This is a genomic window from Clostridium sp. UBA5119 (genome assembly GCF_002414285.1).
Lineage (GTDB): Bacteria > Bacillota > Clostridia > Clostridiales > Clostridiaceae > Clostridium_J > Clostridium_J sulfidigenes.
Window position 1 is genome coordinate 81,636 of the sequence record NZ_DHYX01000051.1, and the last position, 15,060, is coordinate 96,695.

16 protein-coding genes and 1 pseudogene are annotated in these 15,060 nt (G+C 29.7%); all 17 read left to right on the top strand.

Translation table 11 applies throughout. The features are described from left to right. Positions 1–6: 6 nt before the first annotated feature. The 17 genes and pseudogenes from mraY (at position 7) to B2671_RS08170 (ending at position 15,021) form a co-directional block, all read left to right on the top strand. On the top strand, positions 7–963 hold the full coding sequence (mraY, locus tag B2671_RS08090) for a phospho-N-acetylmuramoyl-pentapeptide-transferase (protein WP_035129292.1): 957 nt from the start codon (positions 7–9) through the stop codon (positions 961–963). Between the two features lie 22 nt (positions 964–985). Next, a pseudogene (locus B2671_RS08095) lies at positions 986–1,105 on the top strand (stage V sporulation protein E); the annotation flags it as partial. A 4-nt stretch (positions 1,106–1,109) separates the two neighbouring features. Then, positions 1,110–1,829, top strand: coding sequence for a serine hydrolase domain-containing protein (locus B2671_RS08100; RefSeq protein ID WP_346869951.1), 720 nt, complete (start codon positions 1,110–1,112; stop codon positions 1,827–1,829). 305 nt (positions 1,830–2,134) lie between these two features. Further along, positions 2,135–2,599: a LytTR family DNA-binding domain-containing protein gene (locus B2671_RS08105; RefSeq protein WP_346869952.1), complete on the top strand. Its 465-nt coding sequence runs from the start codon at positions 2,135–2,137 to the stop codon at positions 2,597–2,599. A 1-nt stretch (position 2,600) separates the two neighbouring features. Then, complete coding sequence (locus B2671_RS08110; protein ID WP_346869953.1) at positions 2,601–3,299, top strand: LiaF transmembrane domain-containing protein; 699 nt, start codon at positions 2,601–2,603, stop codon at positions 3,297–3,299. A 447-nt stretch (positions 3,300–3,746) separates the two neighbouring features. Further along, positions 3,747–4,190: a DUF3997 domain-containing protein gene (locus B2671_RS08115; protein ID WP_346869954.1), complete on the top strand. Its 444-nt coding sequence runs from the start codon at positions 3,747–3,749 to the stop codon at positions 4,188–4,190. A gap of 289 nt (positions 4,191–4,479) precedes the next feature. Further along, entirely contained in the window at positions 4,480–5,661 is a 1,182-nt protein-coding gene (locus B2671_RS08120) for a GNAT family N-acetyltransferase (protein ID WP_346869955.1), read from the top strand. 312 nt (positions 5,662–5,973) lie between these two features. After that, complete coding sequence (locus B2671_RS08125) at positions 5,974–6,981, top strand: GNAT family N-acetyltransferase (protein WP_346869956.1); 1,008 nt, start codon at positions 5,974–5,976, stop codon at positions 6,979–6,981. 247 nt (positions 6,982–7,228) lie between these two features. Then, positions 7,229–7,717 carry a DUF305 domain-containing protein gene (locus B2671_RS08130; RefSeq protein WP_346869957.1) on the top strand — a complete coding sequence of 163 codons (489 nt, stop codon included), beginning with the start codon at positions 7,229–7,231 and terminating at the stop codon, positions 7,715–7,717. Positions 7,718–8,125: 408 nt separating this feature from the next. Beyond that, positions 8,126–9,133 (top strand): D-cysteine desulfhydrase family protein, encoded by a 1,008-nt coding sequence (locus B2671_RS08135; protein ID WP_346869958.1) that lies wholly within the window; start codon positions 8,126–8,128, stop codon positions 9,131–9,133. A gap of 268 nt (positions 9,134–9,401) precedes the next feature. Beyond that, positions 9,402–10,166, top strand: a complete 765-nt coding sequence (locus B2671_RS08140; protein WP_346869959.1) for a MerR family transcriptional regulator — start codon at positions 9,402–9,404, stop codon at positions 10,164–10,166. Between the two features lie 51 nt (positions 10,167–10,217). After that, positions 10,218–10,949 carry an ABC transporter ATP-binding protein gene (locus tag B2671_RS08145; protein ID WP_346869960.1) on the top strand — a complete coding sequence of 244 codons (732 nt, stop codon included), beginning with the start codon at positions 10,218–10,220 and terminating at the stop codon, positions 10,947–10,949. Next, positions 10,936–11,679, top strand: coding sequence for an ABC transporter permease (locus B2671_RS08150; protein WP_346869966.1), 744 nt, complete (start codon positions 10,936–10,938; stop codon positions 11,677–11,679). The genes B2671_RS08145 and B2671_RS08150 overlap by 14 nt, the downstream gene beginning before the upstream one ends. A 158-nt stretch (positions 11,680–11,837) precedes the next feature. Beyond that, on the top strand, positions 11,838–12,185 hold the full coding sequence (locus tag B2671_RS08155) for a TIGR04076 family protein (protein WP_346869967.1): 348 nt from the start codon (positions 11,838–11,840) through the stop codon (positions 12,183–12,185). A gap of 207 nt (positions 12,186–12,392) precedes the next feature. Then, a complete protein-coding gene (locus B2671_RS08160) occupies positions 12,393–12,866 on the top strand; it encodes a DUF6323 family protein (RefSeq protein WP_414632625.1) in 474 nt (157 codons plus the stop codon). 8 nt (positions 12,867–12,874) lie between these two features. Next, a complete protein-coding gene (locus tag B2671_RS08165; protein WP_346869961.1) occupies positions 12,875–14,119 on the top strand; it encodes a DUF6179 domain-containing protein in 1,245 nt (414 codons plus the stop codon). Between the two features lie 314 nt (positions 14,120–14,433). Then, on the top strand, positions 14,434–15,021 hold the full coding sequence (locus tag B2671_RS08170; protein ID WP_346869962.1) for a bifunctional transcriptional activator/DNA repair enzyme AdaA: 588 nt from the start codon (positions 14,434–14,436) through the stop codon (positions 15,019–15,021). Positions 15,022–15,060: the final 39 nt, after the last annotated feature.

Below are 15,060 nucleotides of genomic sequence, written 5' to 3' on the forward strand. Positions count from 1 at the left end.
TGGAATATGAATAAATTAATATATTCTATTTTAGTGGCATTTATAATATCTTTTGCAATAGCACCATTTATAATACCAGGATTACACAAGTTGAAATTTGGTCAGAACATTAGAGAAGATGGACCACAAAGTCATTTGAAAAAGCAGGGAACTCCAACCATGGGAGGAATAATATTTATTATTTCTACTTGTATTACTATGATATTAATGGTTAGAAATCCTCATGATGAGGCAATGCTTGCTCTTTATGCCCTTATTGCCTTTGGAGCTATTGGATTTTTAGATGATGGTCTAAAGATAATCAAGAAGAAGAATGAAGGCTTAAAAAGCTATCAAAAAATGTTGCTTTTAGTAATAGTATCTATAGTCTTTGGATATTATGCTAAGGATAAAATAGGAACGGATATTATGATACCTTTCCTAGGCACAGTAACTTGGGATTTAAAAGTGCTATTTATACCTTTTATAGTAGTATACTTTGCAGCAGTAACTAATGCGGTTAATCTTACAGATGGATTAGATGGGCTTTGTAGTTCTATTACCCTTTTAATTATGACTTTCTTTGCTCTTGTAAGTTTTGGCATGGCATATTATACTTTAGCAATTTTCTGTGGAATTCTAGCTGGAGCTATTCTTGGATTCTTAAAGTACAACTCTTATCCAGCACAAATTTTCATGGGAGATGGTGGTTCATTAGCTCTTGGAGGAGCTGTTGCAGCTATTGCTATGATATTAAAGCTAGAGCTTATAGTAATAATTGTAGGTGGAGTTTATTTATTAGAAACTCTTTCAGTAATTATTCAAGTTGCTTCCTTTAAACTTACTGGGAAGAGAGTATTTAAGATGGCACCTCTACATCATCACTTTGAATTAAAGGGATGGCATGAAAGTAAGATAGTAGCAGTATTTTCCATAATAACAGTTATACTATGTTTAATAGGATTCCTTGCACTAACTTATTAAAATGGCGTAGGAGGAATTTAATATGAAAAAACCCAAAATGAAATTGGGAGATGTGGACTTTCTACTTTTTGCTGTAATTATTATGTTAGTTACAGTGGGAGTTGTCATGGTATATAGTGCCAGTTCATATTTTTCAGCCTTTAAATATGAAGAATACTGGTATTGAAAAAAATAAAGCAATTGTACCAGGGCTAGCTAATGGGTATTATCTAAATGATAATGATTTAATCCATACTGATTATGTAAACATGGATGTAACACTTGGATCAGGGGAAATCTATTCTACAGTTGAAGATATGCTAATATGGGATCAAGCTTTATATAATGGAGGTCTTGTTTCAGAGAAAACACTGAATACTATATTTTCGCCATATGCAAAGTCCGGAGAAAGAGGAACTGAGGATAATGATTATGGATATGGATGGTTTATAGATGAAATGTACGGACGCAAGAGGATAAGTCACGACGGTGGTGGATTGGGGTTCACAACTGGATTTGACAGATACATCAATGAACAAGTAAGTATTATTGTATTAAGTAATTATGGATTTACAGCAGTTTGGCGTATTACAGATATTCTTGCTGCTATAATGTTTCAAGAGGAATATAAATTTCCAAGTAGACCACTCGAATATGATTTAGATTACAAAATATATGAAGAATATATGGGGGTATATGGGGACGGTGAGAAACTCACTGTGGGAAGGGACAAAGAAAAAATGTTTTTTGTTCTAGATGATGAATATATTATACCCATGTATCCAATATCAGAAACTGAATTTCATCATACTTGGATTGATGAGAGTTATACCTTTTATAAAAACAAGAATGGAGAAATGTACTTTTGGGGAGCTAAAAAACAATAATGATCCACTTCAAAGCTTAAAGAGAATTATTTCATAGAAAAATATAAATTGGTTGTTTAGAATTCAAAAAAGCAGTCTGAAAAAGGCTGCTTTTTTAAATTTAAAATGTTTTCTATTTACCTGGAACAAGTATTTTAGCAAGAGGGTAACTTCTATATCAATACAGATAAACTTCTTATTCTATATATTTTAATGTAACATCTGTATAAAAATATACCACTTATAAAGAATAACTAACCACTTACTATTGTTATATTTACAAAGGAAAAAATAGTTAATATAATAAAAATATGGGGAGTGAAAATATGAAAATAAGAATTGAGGNNATTGAGGTAGATAATAAAATAAGCGAAAATGAAGTTATTATTAGATGTAGTGAACTTAATGAAGACATTAAAAATATTCAAACTATGTTTCACGATATGCTATCATACAAGAAATGTATAACTTTTTATAGAGATGATACCGAATATTATCTTTCTTTGGAAGAAATATTGTTTTTTGAAACTGAAGAAAATAGGATTTGTGCACATACCATTGACAATATATATAACGTAAAATATAAGCTTTATGAACTTGAAGAGTTTTTGCCAGGATATTTTATGCGAGTTTCAAAATCAACAATTCTAAATACAAATCATATTTACTCCATAACACATAGTCTATCATCATCAAGTAAGGTTGAATTTCAAAATACTCACAAACAGGTATATGTTTCAAGATATTATTATAAACCACTAAAAATTAAATTATTAGAAAAGAGGAAATGAGATGAAAAAAGAAAGAATTTTTTGGGGAATTTTATTTATACTAATGGGTATTTTCTTGATTATAAGTAAGCTTGGATACTTTCCTAATGTGAATGTATTTAGTTTGCTGTTAACAGCTTTTTTAGTAGTAGTTATTGTGAAAAGTTTACTACGTCTTAATTTTGCAGGTGTTTTGTTCCCTATTGCATTTATTTGTATAATATATGATAAGCAATTAGGAATTACAAATATTACGCCTTGGACTGTATTGATTGTAGCACTACTTGGAAGTATTGGTCTTTCTATGATTTTTCATAAACCTACTAAATGGGTCAATATGGAATGTGATTATGAAGATTACAAATTTGAAAAAATTGATGTGGAAGATGAAAGTCATGTTAGATTTAAAAATTCATTTAGTGGTAGTATAAAATATATAAATACAGATAATTTTGAACAAGCAGATTTTAAGTGTTCTTTTGGAGCTCTGAAGGTGTATTTTGATAATGCAACCATGAGTAATAATAATGCTATAATTAGAATTAATGCTTCTTTTTCAGGAGTAGAACTATATATACCTAAAAATTGGAAGGTTGAGAATAAAACTAATGCATTTTTAGCTTCTATTGATGAAAAGAATAGAAACAATGAAATAATAACAAATACTTTAACATTAGTTGGGGATATTAATTTTTCAGGAGTAGAAATAATTTATATCTAAATAAATAACTTTAATACCTATGCATAGAGTGCATAGGTATTATATTTTAAATAGTATGCGTTATAACTGTTAGAGAGAAGCGTACTGAAAGTACTATAAAACTAGGTAATTAGGAACACAATATGTTTTGCTACCTTGAAAATTTTCTTGACAACACAATTGTATGTGTATATAGTTTGCATATAATACATTATAAGGGGTAGGGTTAATGGATTTATTGTTACAGGTAAACTATAAAGAAAAAAATAATCCTTATGTGGAAACATCAAGGTTTATCAATATTTTACTAAATACTCTAACCAAAAAAGAATATATGAAATTGAGAATTTTATTTTATATATTAAGTATAGTTAGCTTAATAGCATTGATATATTTTATGTTGATTATGAATAATATTATAATTAATGTATATAGTTGTGTAAAATTCCACAAGAGGAGAAATGTATTGTGAAAAAAAGATTTTATATTATTTGCACCTTATTGCTTTTAACATTTATTTTAAGTGGATGCTTTGGTCCAGGAATGAATGATTATACCTATACACTGGTTAAAGATTATCAACTTAGTCATAGCAGCTCTAATGATATTGTAATATTTAAAAATGATGATAACATAGGGATAAAAACTGTAATTCATGCAAAAGTTACCAAAGTTGCTTGGGATGATAACTTTATCTTGGCAGAACAAATTTCTTTAATAGAGAAAACTATGGAGTTAGACAAAACAAGAATTAATTATTGGATTATAGATGTTGATACAGAAGAACTATATGGTCCTTTGACTAAAGAAGAGTTAGAGTTAAAACGTAGTGAATTACAAATAGATTCTAGCTTAGAACTTAAGGAGCCTGAAAAATTCAAATATTTAAGAGATGAACAAGAAAATAAGTAGATTTAACTATAAATTACTTAATAAATACCTTTGATTACTATATAATTATATTATACTGTATATCAATTGTGTTAATAAGTCCCTTATTCATCAAGATTACTAGTAGATAATCCTAATTTCAGGTGAATAAAACTAGATAATTAGGAACATATAGAAACAGTAGAATTTCAGAATTTTTACGTTTTTTTACGTAATTATACATTAACTCGAAGAAATATTTATTGAGTTGATATAGATTTTTTCATGGAGGAAAGACAATTAAAAGTATGAAAAGTTGGGGGTAAATACTATGGAATATGAAATTATACATTTAGCAAAGGATAAATGGAAGGAAACTATAATCCCAATAGGTTATACTACAGATAAATATTATGATGTTGTAGTAAATAAAACGGATAAAGGCTTTACTATTGATATAGAAAAGAAAGACTTTAGCGAGCCAGTAACCCATACACCAGAAGAGTATAATTTTCCAGATAAGTTATATGAAGACCACTGGGAGAATGCTTATGCTTGGGGAGTGTTAGTTAAAGATAAATTAATTGCTGCAATTGAAACAGATCAAGAACTATGGTCTAATCGCCTAAGAATTACAGAACTTTGGGTAGCAGAAGAATATCAAAAGAAGGGAATAGGTCATGCATTAATTCAGGTTGTAAAGGAACAAGCAAGAAGAGAACGTCGTAGAGCTATTATAATAGAAACACAGTCTTGCAATGTTAATGCAGTGGATTTTTATCAGCATGAAGGATTTACTTTGATTGGTATGGATGCTTGCTGCTATAGGAATAATGATTTACAAAGAAAAGAAGTTAGATTAGAATTTGGATGGTTTCCAGAAGAAAAGAAAAAGTTAAATGGTGAAGAGGTAGAAATTAGAATGGAAACAGAGGATGATTGGTACAATGTGGAGCTGATGACACAGCATGCTTTTTGGAACAAACATCATCTTGGCTGTGACGAACATTACCTAGTTCATAAATTACGTAAGCATAAAGACTATCTTCCAGAGCTCAGCAGAATAGCAGTAAAGGATGGTAAAGTAATAGGATGTATAATGTATTCAAAGGCAAAGATTGTTGATGGTGTAGATAACCATGAAATTATAACCTTTGGTCCTCTTTGTGTAGAGCCTAAATGGCAAGGAAGTGGAGTTGGTGAGCTGTTATTAAGGGAAACAATGAAGCTAGCTACAAATAAAGGGTATAAAGGTATTGTAATTTTTGGAGAACCAGATTATTATCCTCGAATAGGATTTAAAACCTGTGATAATTTTAATATTACGACTGCTGATGGTAAAAACTTTGATGCATTTATGGGAATTGAATTAGCAGAAGATAGTATGAAAGATATAAAAGGTAAATTCTACGAATCGGAAGTTTTTGAAAATCTTTTAAAGAAAGAAGTTGAAGAATATAATAAAAAATTCCCCAAACTACAAAAATTAAGATTTCCAGGCCAATGGGATTGATTAAATTATAAACTTAAAAGAAAGAATTATAATGATTGATTATAATAATGACTATTATAATCAGTAAGAGAATAATGAAAGGTTAGTGATTATTACTGAAATAAAGGGTTAAGTTGCTAGATATGTTACATTAGTAAACGCTTTAGGAGAGTTTGCTTATTAATAGACAGTGGGAATCTATGTAATGAATAATACAGAATTGTTTTTTACATATTTAATGATAACTTACTATGTTAGAATATGTAATATAAATTTATTAAGAAAAGAATAGCCTTTAGTGGCTATATCATTATTATACTAGGAGGTACAGAAATGAAGAAATGTGAATTTAGAAAAATTACTATTGATGATATACCTGCAATGTCTGATTTGTTAATATGCAGGCAAAACCTTGAGAGTAAGTCATTTCCGTCCTTGAAGAACAGTTGTCTTAATGCAAAATATATTAGGGGTTTACTTGAGAATTTGTTTGTTAATAAAAAAGCAATTGGAATAGGAGCCTTTGCTAATGATGAACTAGTAGGTTATTTATTTGGTGAGATGAAAATTGACGATAGAGGCAGACATGTATGGGTACCTTATGAGGGAATAGCAATCAGAATTGATCAATCCTCTGAGCTTATAAGGGATCTCTATACAAAGGTCTCTGTTATATGGCTTGAACATGGCTACTTTAGCCACCATACATTTGTACCGCTCGGAAATCAGGCGTACTATGAAGCCTTCCAAGGATTAAGTTTTTTTATTGATCATGTATACGGAATAATGAATATGGAGTATTACAAGCCTTTTGAAAATTTATCTGATGCAGAGATTAGATTTGCTAATAAAAATGATAGTGAAATAATGGGTAATATGTCCAGTATAATCTTATCATGTCTCAATTCGGCACCTACTTTTTTACCTGTGAAACCTGAACTTGTAATGAATATAAATGCTGGATATAAAAGTTTAGTAGAGGATAATGATTTAACGATTCTTATTGCAGAAAAGGATATGAAGGAATTAGGATTTCAAGTATATGCGCCTATTACTCCAGATTTGATGGTACCTGATAATGGGGTAGAGCTACATATTGCGGGTACTCACCATTCACAAAGGGGAAGAGGTGTTGGTAAAAAGTTAATGAATGAAGGCTATAGGATTATGAAGGAAAAGGGATATAATAGCATAATAACAGATTGGAAAATAACCAACCTTGGTGGTTCAAATTTTTGGCCTAAGTTTGGATTTAAGCCAATAGCTTACAGAATGGTTAGAAATATTGACAATAATATAGCATGGGCAAATTTTAATAACTCAAGTATTAAGCTTTTATAACAATTTTTATTAGTTAATTAAGAACACATAAAAAACAGTAGAATTTCAGGATTCTACTGTTTTTTATGTAATTATAAATTGGAATCTATGTATGTTAACTTTGTAATTTTTATGAAGTGTTAAATTGACATTTGTATAGTGTGTGTCAAATTACATTGATTATTAATATTATAGAGTAAGATGAAAATCCATAGATTTTGATTATTGTAATAAATTCAATTCAAATAATATGGATAGGAGGGATATTATGACAGAGTATAGAAAATTTTCAGATATGATTGTAAAGTCAACAATAATTATGTTTGGGCTTATGTATTTGAATACTTACAAGGAAGATCATGTATACTTTAGTGAGAACCGAGTGTATATGGCCCTTATAATGGGATCAGCCATGGCTATTATCATGCTTTCCAACATGCAGAATATGTATACTAACAGAAGAGTTAATTCTAGGATTTTCTTGTTTAGTTCTCTTGTATTTGTACTTGCTTTTTGGCTTTTACGCAGCCAAGAGCTCATAGATGATGTTTCTTGGATGAAATCAATGATACCACATCATTCAATTGCTATTCTTACCAGTGAGCGTGCTAATTTAAAAGACCCACGTACTCAAGATCTTGCAAATAGGATTATAGAGTCTCAACGCCAGGAAATTGAAGAGATGAAAATATTGATTAGAGATATTGAAAATAAGAGATGTCAAGTTGTAACGTGTACAGAACCTCATGGGATATAGGACAGTTCTCAATTTTTTTAATATATAATAATATATGTGTTTTATGTTCCCTCAGGCTAAGTTTGAGGGAATTTTCATGGATTTTTATGTCTAATTTATTGACATAGGTTTATGTAAATGGTGCGCTGAATTTAAGTGTTGATGCTGTTATCATTGAATCTATTAAGGATATTATTATAAATATGTAAAACATTTAATATTGTTGTTAGGTTTGGAAATAAAGTATATAATTTAAAGTATCAATGTAGATGTCAGATTGTAGCAGAGGGAAGGCCTGAAGATATTATAATGTGTGATAAATCCTATAAAGGAAAATATCTGAAAAAATATATAGAATGAAATATTATACCTTGGGTTTATATATAATTACTTTCCAATCTTATAATTACTAAAGGAGATGAACAAAATATGAATAATATTTTAAACAAAATTCAAATTCCAGAAAGAATAAAACTTGCAAATATGCCAACTAAAATTGAAAAACTTGAGAGGTTTTCTAAAATGTTAGGTGGACCTAATATTTATATAAAGAGAGATGATCAAACTGGACTTGAAGTATCAGGAAACAAAATTAGAAAATTAGAATTTACAGCAAAAGATGCTATTAATAAAGGAGCTAATGTACTTATAACTTGCGGTGGAATCCAATCAAACCATAGTAGAGCAACGGCAGCAGTAGCAGCGAGGCTTGGGATAAAATCAGTACTTGTTTTAAGAGGAAGCAGCAGTATTGAATCTGATGGAAATTTATTTATAGATAAGCTTTTAGGGGCAGATATTCGTTTTATTACAGCAGAAGAATATAAAAATTCAAGATTAGAAATTATGGAACAGATTAAGAAGGAATATGATAAAAAAGGTTATACATCCTATATTATTCCAGAAGGTGCTTCAAATGTAATAGGCACATTTGGATATTATAATGCAATGAAAGAAATTATTGAGCAGGAACAGGAATTAGGTGTTCATTTTGACAAAGTTATACTCCCTGTGGGATCTGGAGGTACTTATGCAGGAACTTTTTTAGCAAATAAAATATTAGAAAACAAGTGTGATATTTTAGGTGTTAATGTTTGTGATGATAGTGAATATTTTAAAAATCGTATCTACGAAATAGTACAAGATACCATGAAATATATTAATATAGACTTGGGATTATCTAAAGATGAAATAAGAATTATAGATGGATATGTAGGAAAAGGATATGCTTTAAGCAGAGAAGAAGAAATAAATTTCATTATGGAATTTGCAAAATTAGAAGGAATAATTTTAGATCCTGTTTATACAGGTAAAGCCATGTATGGATTAAGTGAAGAAATAAAAAGTGGAAACTTTAAAAACGATGAAAATATTTTATTTATCCATACTGGTGGGGCTTTTGGAATATTTCCTCAAAAGGAGCTATTTAAATACTAACATATCGAAAAGTTATGGTGGAGTTGAACACTGAATGAAATATGTTAAAACTATAGTTAAAGAAGAATTTTTAATTAAGGGCATATCTTGTATAAAACTAGTTAATTAAGAACGCATAGAAACGGTAGAATTTCAGCATTCTGCTGTTTTTTTGTAGCTATAGGTTAAATAAAGGAAATAGATGCTTTACAAGAATTAAATAGAACTCTACACTATATCACCAGACTTTCCATAAGTGCTATTATAATAACATGGAGGTGCACATAGTATGGATAATATATATAAAACAGCAGAAGTAGCTAAAAGAGTTGGGGTACATTCCAACACTGTACGTTTGTACGAAAAGCTTGAATTAATACCAAAGGTGAATAGATTACCAAATGGTTATAGAGTGTTTACTGATTATCATATAGAGCAGTTTAATCTTGCTAGAACTGCCTTTAAAGTAGAGGTTTTACAAAATGGGCTTAGAAAGAAGATAATCAATGTTGTTAAGCTATCTGCCAAGGGGGAGTTTCAAGAAGCAATTAACTGTACAAATAATTATATAAGTCAAATAAAGCAAGAACAAAAAAATGCAGAGGAAGCTATAGAACTTTCAAAGAAGCTTTTATTAGATATGGATGCTCAAGATAATTATATATTTTTTACGAGAAAGCAAACATCAGACTATCTTAAGGTCACAATGGACACATTAAGAAATTGGGAGATGAATGGTTTACTTACTGTTAAGAGAAGACATAATGGATATCGAGTTTATACTCAAAGTGATATTAATAGACTTAAAATAATACGTACTTTACGTTGTGCTAATTATTCTCTTTCAGCAATTTTAAGAATGATTAATTCTATGTCAGAAAGTATAGAAATTGATATTAGAGAGGTAATTGATAAACCAAAAGAAGATGAGGACATCGTTACAGCATGTGATAAGCTTCTTACTTCCTTAAGTGATGCAGAAAAAAATGCAAATGTTATATTAAGGCAATTACAATTTATGAAAAACAATTTTAATACAAACTCTACATTTTAACACCAGACTTTGTGCTGGTGTTATTCTTTTATCAAAAGGAGGGAATAACACATGGAAGTAATAAAAGTTCATAATCTTTATAAATCCTATGGGGATGTTCAAGTGGTTAAGAGTGTTAGTTTAACAGTAAAGCAAGGGGAGGTATTTGGATTGCTAGGTGCCAATGGGGCTGGGAAAAGTACCACCATAGAGTGTATTTTAGGTACAAAGAATTTTGATCATGGTCAGGTATCTATCCTAGGTATGAATCCTCAAAAAGAAAGAAAACAACTATTTCAAAAGGTTGGGGTTCAGTTTCAAGAGTCTAATTATCAAGATAAAATAACAGTGAAAGAGTTGTGTGAAATAACTGAAGTTCTTTATAAAAATCCATTAGATTGCAATAAATTATTAGAGGAATTTGACCTTCAAGATAAGGGGAAAAATTTAGTAAGTGAATTATCAGGAGGTGAAAGGCAACGATTATTTATTATCCTAGCCTTAATTCCTAACCCAGAGGTAGTATTCCTTGACGAGCTTACAACAAGATTAGATGTAAAAGCTAGAAGAGATGTGTGGAAGTGCTTATTAAAATTAAAGAACCAAGGACTCACAATTTTTTTAACATCTCATTTCATGGATGAGGTTGAGGTTCTGTGCGATAAAATATGTATTTTGAAAAATGGAGCAATAGATTTTTATGGAACAGTTGAAGAAGCAGTGGAACTGAGTCCATATGAAAAATTTGAGGATGCCTATTTATGGTTTGTAGATGAGGAGGATTTGGATGATGAGAGCATTTAAAGCAATGTTAAAAACTGAATTAAAATTATCACTAAGAGGCATGGATATGTTCATCTTTGCAATCTGTATGCCAGTGGTGATAACTGTTATTTTAGGTGTTGTTTATGGAAATAAACCCGTATTTCCAAAAGCAGATTTTACATTCATGGAACAATCCTTTGCAGCTGTATCAACCATTGCAATATGTGCAGGTGGGTTCATGGGATTACCATTAGTATTATCTGAGTATCGTCATAGAAAGATATTAAAAAGATTTAGAGTAACACCAGTTAGCCCAGCTATGATTTTAGTAGTTCAAGGAATGATTTATACTTTATATGCCATTGTTTCATTAGTACTCATTTATTTAACAGCAAAAATATTTTTCAAATTTCAATTTAGAGGCTCATGGATAAACTTTTTAGGAGCTTACGCATTAGTAATGACATCAATGTTCAGCATTGGATTGATGGTGGGGGGAATAGCGAAAAATAATAAAATGGCAAGTGTTATTGCAAGTATTTTATACTTTCCTATGCTTATATTTTCAGGAGCAACATTACCCTATGAGGTTATGCCAACATCCCTTCAAAAGGTGGCAGATATCCTACCATTAACTCAGGGAATAAAGCTTTTAAAAAGTGCATCACTTAACTTAAGCATAGATAATGCAATACTACCAATTTTAGTTATAAGTATACTTTCTGTGATATGTATTTGGGTATCTATTAAGTTTTTTAGGTGGGAGTAATTTAAAACTGATAAAGAAATAGTGATAGTTATAAAGAAGGAAAATCAACTATGTGAATTAAGTCAATGATATTAAAAGTGTCATTGGCTTGTGTTATAATTACGTTAGTAAGTTATTGGAAAATTATATATAGACAAATAAGAATTTGGAGGTTAGTTATGAAAAAATGGTATGATGAGGAGTACGAATTTGAAATTGAGGTAACTGGGTTTCTTCGCAGTGACCATACAGAGCGGTACTGCAGAAACGGCGAAGAAGTGGGTGATAAGTATACCTGCACCTATGGCTGTCCCATAAATTCGGATGGACAAGGCATCTGTTCCAAGGTTATGATGATTATGTTCCCAATCATGGAGTCGGTGAGAAGTGGTGGAGATTTAGAGAACATTGGTGGCAATAGCAAATATAGCAAAGATATTGTATGCCCAGATGGCTGTGTCATGTTCAGGCTAACGGCAAAGAAACTTGACAATGAGAATTTTTATAAGGGAAAGTTTTTTGATTAGTTTTGATTTTTATTGTGATCAATTTGAAGAGAAGCCGAAATATATACCTCAGTAATATAAGAAAAATCTATTATAATATAAGAAATACTTCCCAGATTGATTTTCAAACTGGGAAGTATTTTCTAAGTTTATATTACCACAAAATTACTAAAATTTCAAGTCTTGTATTGGGTCAGACTTAGGAGTACTGTGTATCTAGAGGTGATTATGGTGGATAAAAATATGACTTTAGCATTTCAAGATTTCCAGAAAAAACAAGCTGCAATTGAGTTAAAAGCGTGTAATGAAATAACAATAAAATATGGGTTAGCTTTATGTGATGTAGAAATTAATGAGCTGGTGGAGAATCGTTTTAAGTCATTAAAAGATACAGGAAGAATTGAGTTTTCTGAAGGAATTTTAAAAAAGATAGTGGAAGTTTTTTGTGATTCCCCTTATATAATGCAACAGAATTATAAAGAGACATTAATGGAGATTCAAGAGTCTTTCTACTTTTTTAAAAATGAAGCCATGGATCAGATAGCTGATGATGAACTTATTGAGTTTATGAAAAGACATTTTGATGGAAAATGTCAAGGTTCTTTGGAATATTTAAGAGGAACTACTTTGGAAGAGCTTTGTAGAAATACAAGATACGGATATGAAGTGGATGATACAGATATGTACGGACATGAATTTTAGGAGGTATTATGGAAGAAAGCAACAAGAGTTTAATGGCGTTTTCAGATAATATTCAAATAGATAAAAATATAAGTGAAGAAGATAAAATGCTTATTGAGTTTAAAATATGGAATTTTCTTGGCAAGCACACTGAGCGCTATACAATGGGTGATAGCACATCAGTTCCAATAGAAATAGCGGAAGAGTTACTTAATTCAATTTGTTTTTCATTAGGATTAGAATTAAGAGAGTTAATGAACGCAAAGGAAGTATTGATGGAAGAAGATATAAGTGACTTGTTAAAGGCTTCTTGGAGTAAAATAGCTTCTTTGATGGAGAGAGGAAAGAAATTATTAGAATCAGTTAGAAAAAGTTCACCTAATATAGAAAACATATCATATAAGGATACATTAAATGAAATAGATAAATTTTTCAATAAATATGACTATAGATTTTTCGCTCATAAGATAGACTGTAGCATAGATTATCAACTTTCTAATCCCATATCAGAAAAGCTGCAAGGAATTGAATATATAAATGAATACTTAAAAGCACTACTTATTGAAAATGAGTTTTGCATATGTTTTGATAAGGATAATATTATTTATGTTCTAAATAGCTATTGCTCTGATTATAAAGAGCTATTAATTAATATTTTTGAACCTATACTAACAAATGCCATAGGGCTTGATATTTTAGGCAGAGATATATTAACATTAGAGATTTCAGCATTGCAGAGAGAAACATTATTAGGGATTTTTAGAAACTTGTCCAAAACTGAAATTTTAGTAAAATTAGACAGCTCAGCAAAGAGTGTCTGTGATATTTTAGGGATAGTTGATAATGAAAAGATAGAATATATCCAAAAAACAGCTGTAAATATTTATCCTAGAATTGAAGTAGGATTATCCATAGGAAATATTGATAATATATTTTTATCCTTTAAGTATGAAGAGGAATTAAAAGAAAGTGAGTTTATTGATAATGATACTATGGATAATGAAAGGTTACGCAATTTAATCAATGAAATAAATGATTGTAGATTTATTTCAGATAAGATTGCAATGGTAAAAGAAGAGGTTAATAGCTTAAGTGATTTAGTTGAAGTGTTAAACCTGTGTTTTTGGGAAGATGAAGCTTTAGAATTATTTAAAACATTTTCAAAGGAAGAGATTTATATTATTAAACACTATTTAGATAATAAATATGAAGCATATAGTTCAGATTCAGAATGGGAAATTAAATTTATGCATTATATAAAAGACCTCCAATGAAGTTTTTATTGATAAAATGTAAGAAATAAGTATAATCATTACATTTATATTTAGTAGTTATAATAAATTTCAATATGTGAGATAGTTGAGATAAGTTTTTAAAATTAGATAGCAAAATACAGGAAGATTTGTACTTTTAGTAATGCTAGAATCAAAATATAAAATAAACTTTTACGAAGAGTGGAATTATAATTATGAGTAAAATTGGCATTATTAATTGTTATAACGAAAGTAAGGAATGTATATAGAATAAGTTTAGTTATGAGCTTAGAATCCTACAATAATTATGTAAATGCTTTTAGGAGGTGGTAATTATGCAAGGAAACATAGTAGTATCTGAAGATGAAAAATGGAATGCAGTAATAAGTTGTAATAAGTATTTTGATGGGTTATTTTACTATGCTGTGAAAACAACAGGTATTTTTTGCAGACCATCATGTAAAGCTAAGACACCACTGAAAGAGAATATATTGTTTTTTAATAGTGTAGATGATGCTATGAAAGAAGGTTTCAGACCATGTAAATTATGCAGACCTGATATAAAGGAACATAATTTTGAACCGAATAGAGAATTAATTGAAAAAATAAAGGAAAAGTTAAACCAGAATTATAATAAACCAATTAATTTCAGGTTGATTTCAAAGGAATTTGGTATTAGTATTAGTCATTTAACAAGATTGTTTAAAGAATATACAGGACTAACACCTAACGAATATGTATCACAATTAAGAATAAATAAAGCGATGCAGCTTCTAAGTAAAAGTAATGATACTATTTTAGAGATTGCATACGATGTAGGGTTTAAAAGCCTTTCTAATTTTTATAATTGTTTTAAGCAAAATACAGGTATTGCTCCTAAGGAGTATAGAAAAAGAAATAGTATAAATGAGATAAAAGTATAACAGATTATAAAAAATTTATTAGACCAGCTAATTATAGTC

What these genes read in the sequence shown, in the direction of transcription:
- mraY (WP_035129292.1), top strand. Translation starts at nt 7, where the DNA reads ATGAATAAATTAATATATTCTATTTTAGTGGCATTTATAATATCTTTT.
- B2671_RS08100 (WP_346869951.1), top strand. Translation starts at nt 1,110, where the DNA reads ATGAAGAATACTGGTATTGAAAAAAATAAAGCAATTGTACCAGGGCTA.
- B2671_RS08110 (WP_346869953.1), top strand. Translation starts at nt 2,601, where the DNA reads ATGAAAAAAGAAAGAATTTTTTGGGGAATTTTATTTATACTAATGGGT.
- B2671_RS08120 (WP_346869955.1), top strand. Translation starts at nt 4,480, where the DNA reads ATGGAATATGAAATTATACATTTAGCAAAGGATAAATGGAAGGAAACT.
- B2671_RS08125 (WP_346869956.1), top strand. Translation starts at nt 5,974, where the DNA reads ATGAAGAAATGTGAATTTAGAAAAATTACTATTGATGATATACCTGCA.
- B2671_RS08130 (WP_346869957.1), top strand. Translation starts at nt 7,229, where the DNA reads ATGACAGAGTATAGAAAATTTTCAGATATGATTGTAAAGTCAACAATA.
- B2671_RS08135 (WP_346869958.1), top strand. Translation starts at nt 8,126, where the DNA reads ATGAATAATATTTTAAACAAAATTCAAATTCCAGAAAGAATAAAACTT.
- B2671_RS08140 (WP_346869959.1), top strand. Translation starts at nt 9,402, where the DNA reads ATGGATAATATATATAAAACAGCAGAAGTAGCTAAAAGAGTTGGGGTA.
- B2671_RS08145 (WP_346869960.1), top strand. Translation starts at nt 10,218, where the DNA reads ATGGAAGTAATAAAAGTTCATAATCTTTATAAATCCTATGGGGATGTT.
- B2671_RS08150 (WP_346869966.1), top strand. Translation starts at nt 10,936, where the DNA reads ATGAGAGCATTTAAAGCAATGTTAAAAACTGAATTAAAATTATCACTA.
- B2671_RS08155 (WP_346869967.1), top strand. Translation starts at nt 11,838, where the DNA reads ATGAAAAAATGGTATGATGAGGAGTACGAATTTGAAATTGAGGTAACT.
- B2671_RS08160 (WP_414632625.1), top strand. Translation starts at nt 12,393, where the DNA reads ATGGTGGATAAAAATATGACTTTAGCATTTCAAGATTTCCAGAAAAAA.
- B2671_RS08165 (WP_346869961.1), top strand. Translation starts at nt 12,875, where the DNA reads ATGGAAGAAAGCAACAAGAGTTTAATGGCGTTTTCAGATAATATTCAA.
- B2671_RS08170 (WP_346869962.1), top strand. Translation starts at nt 14,434, where the DNA reads ATGCAAGGAAACATAGTAGTATCTGAAGATGAAAAATGGAATGCAGTA.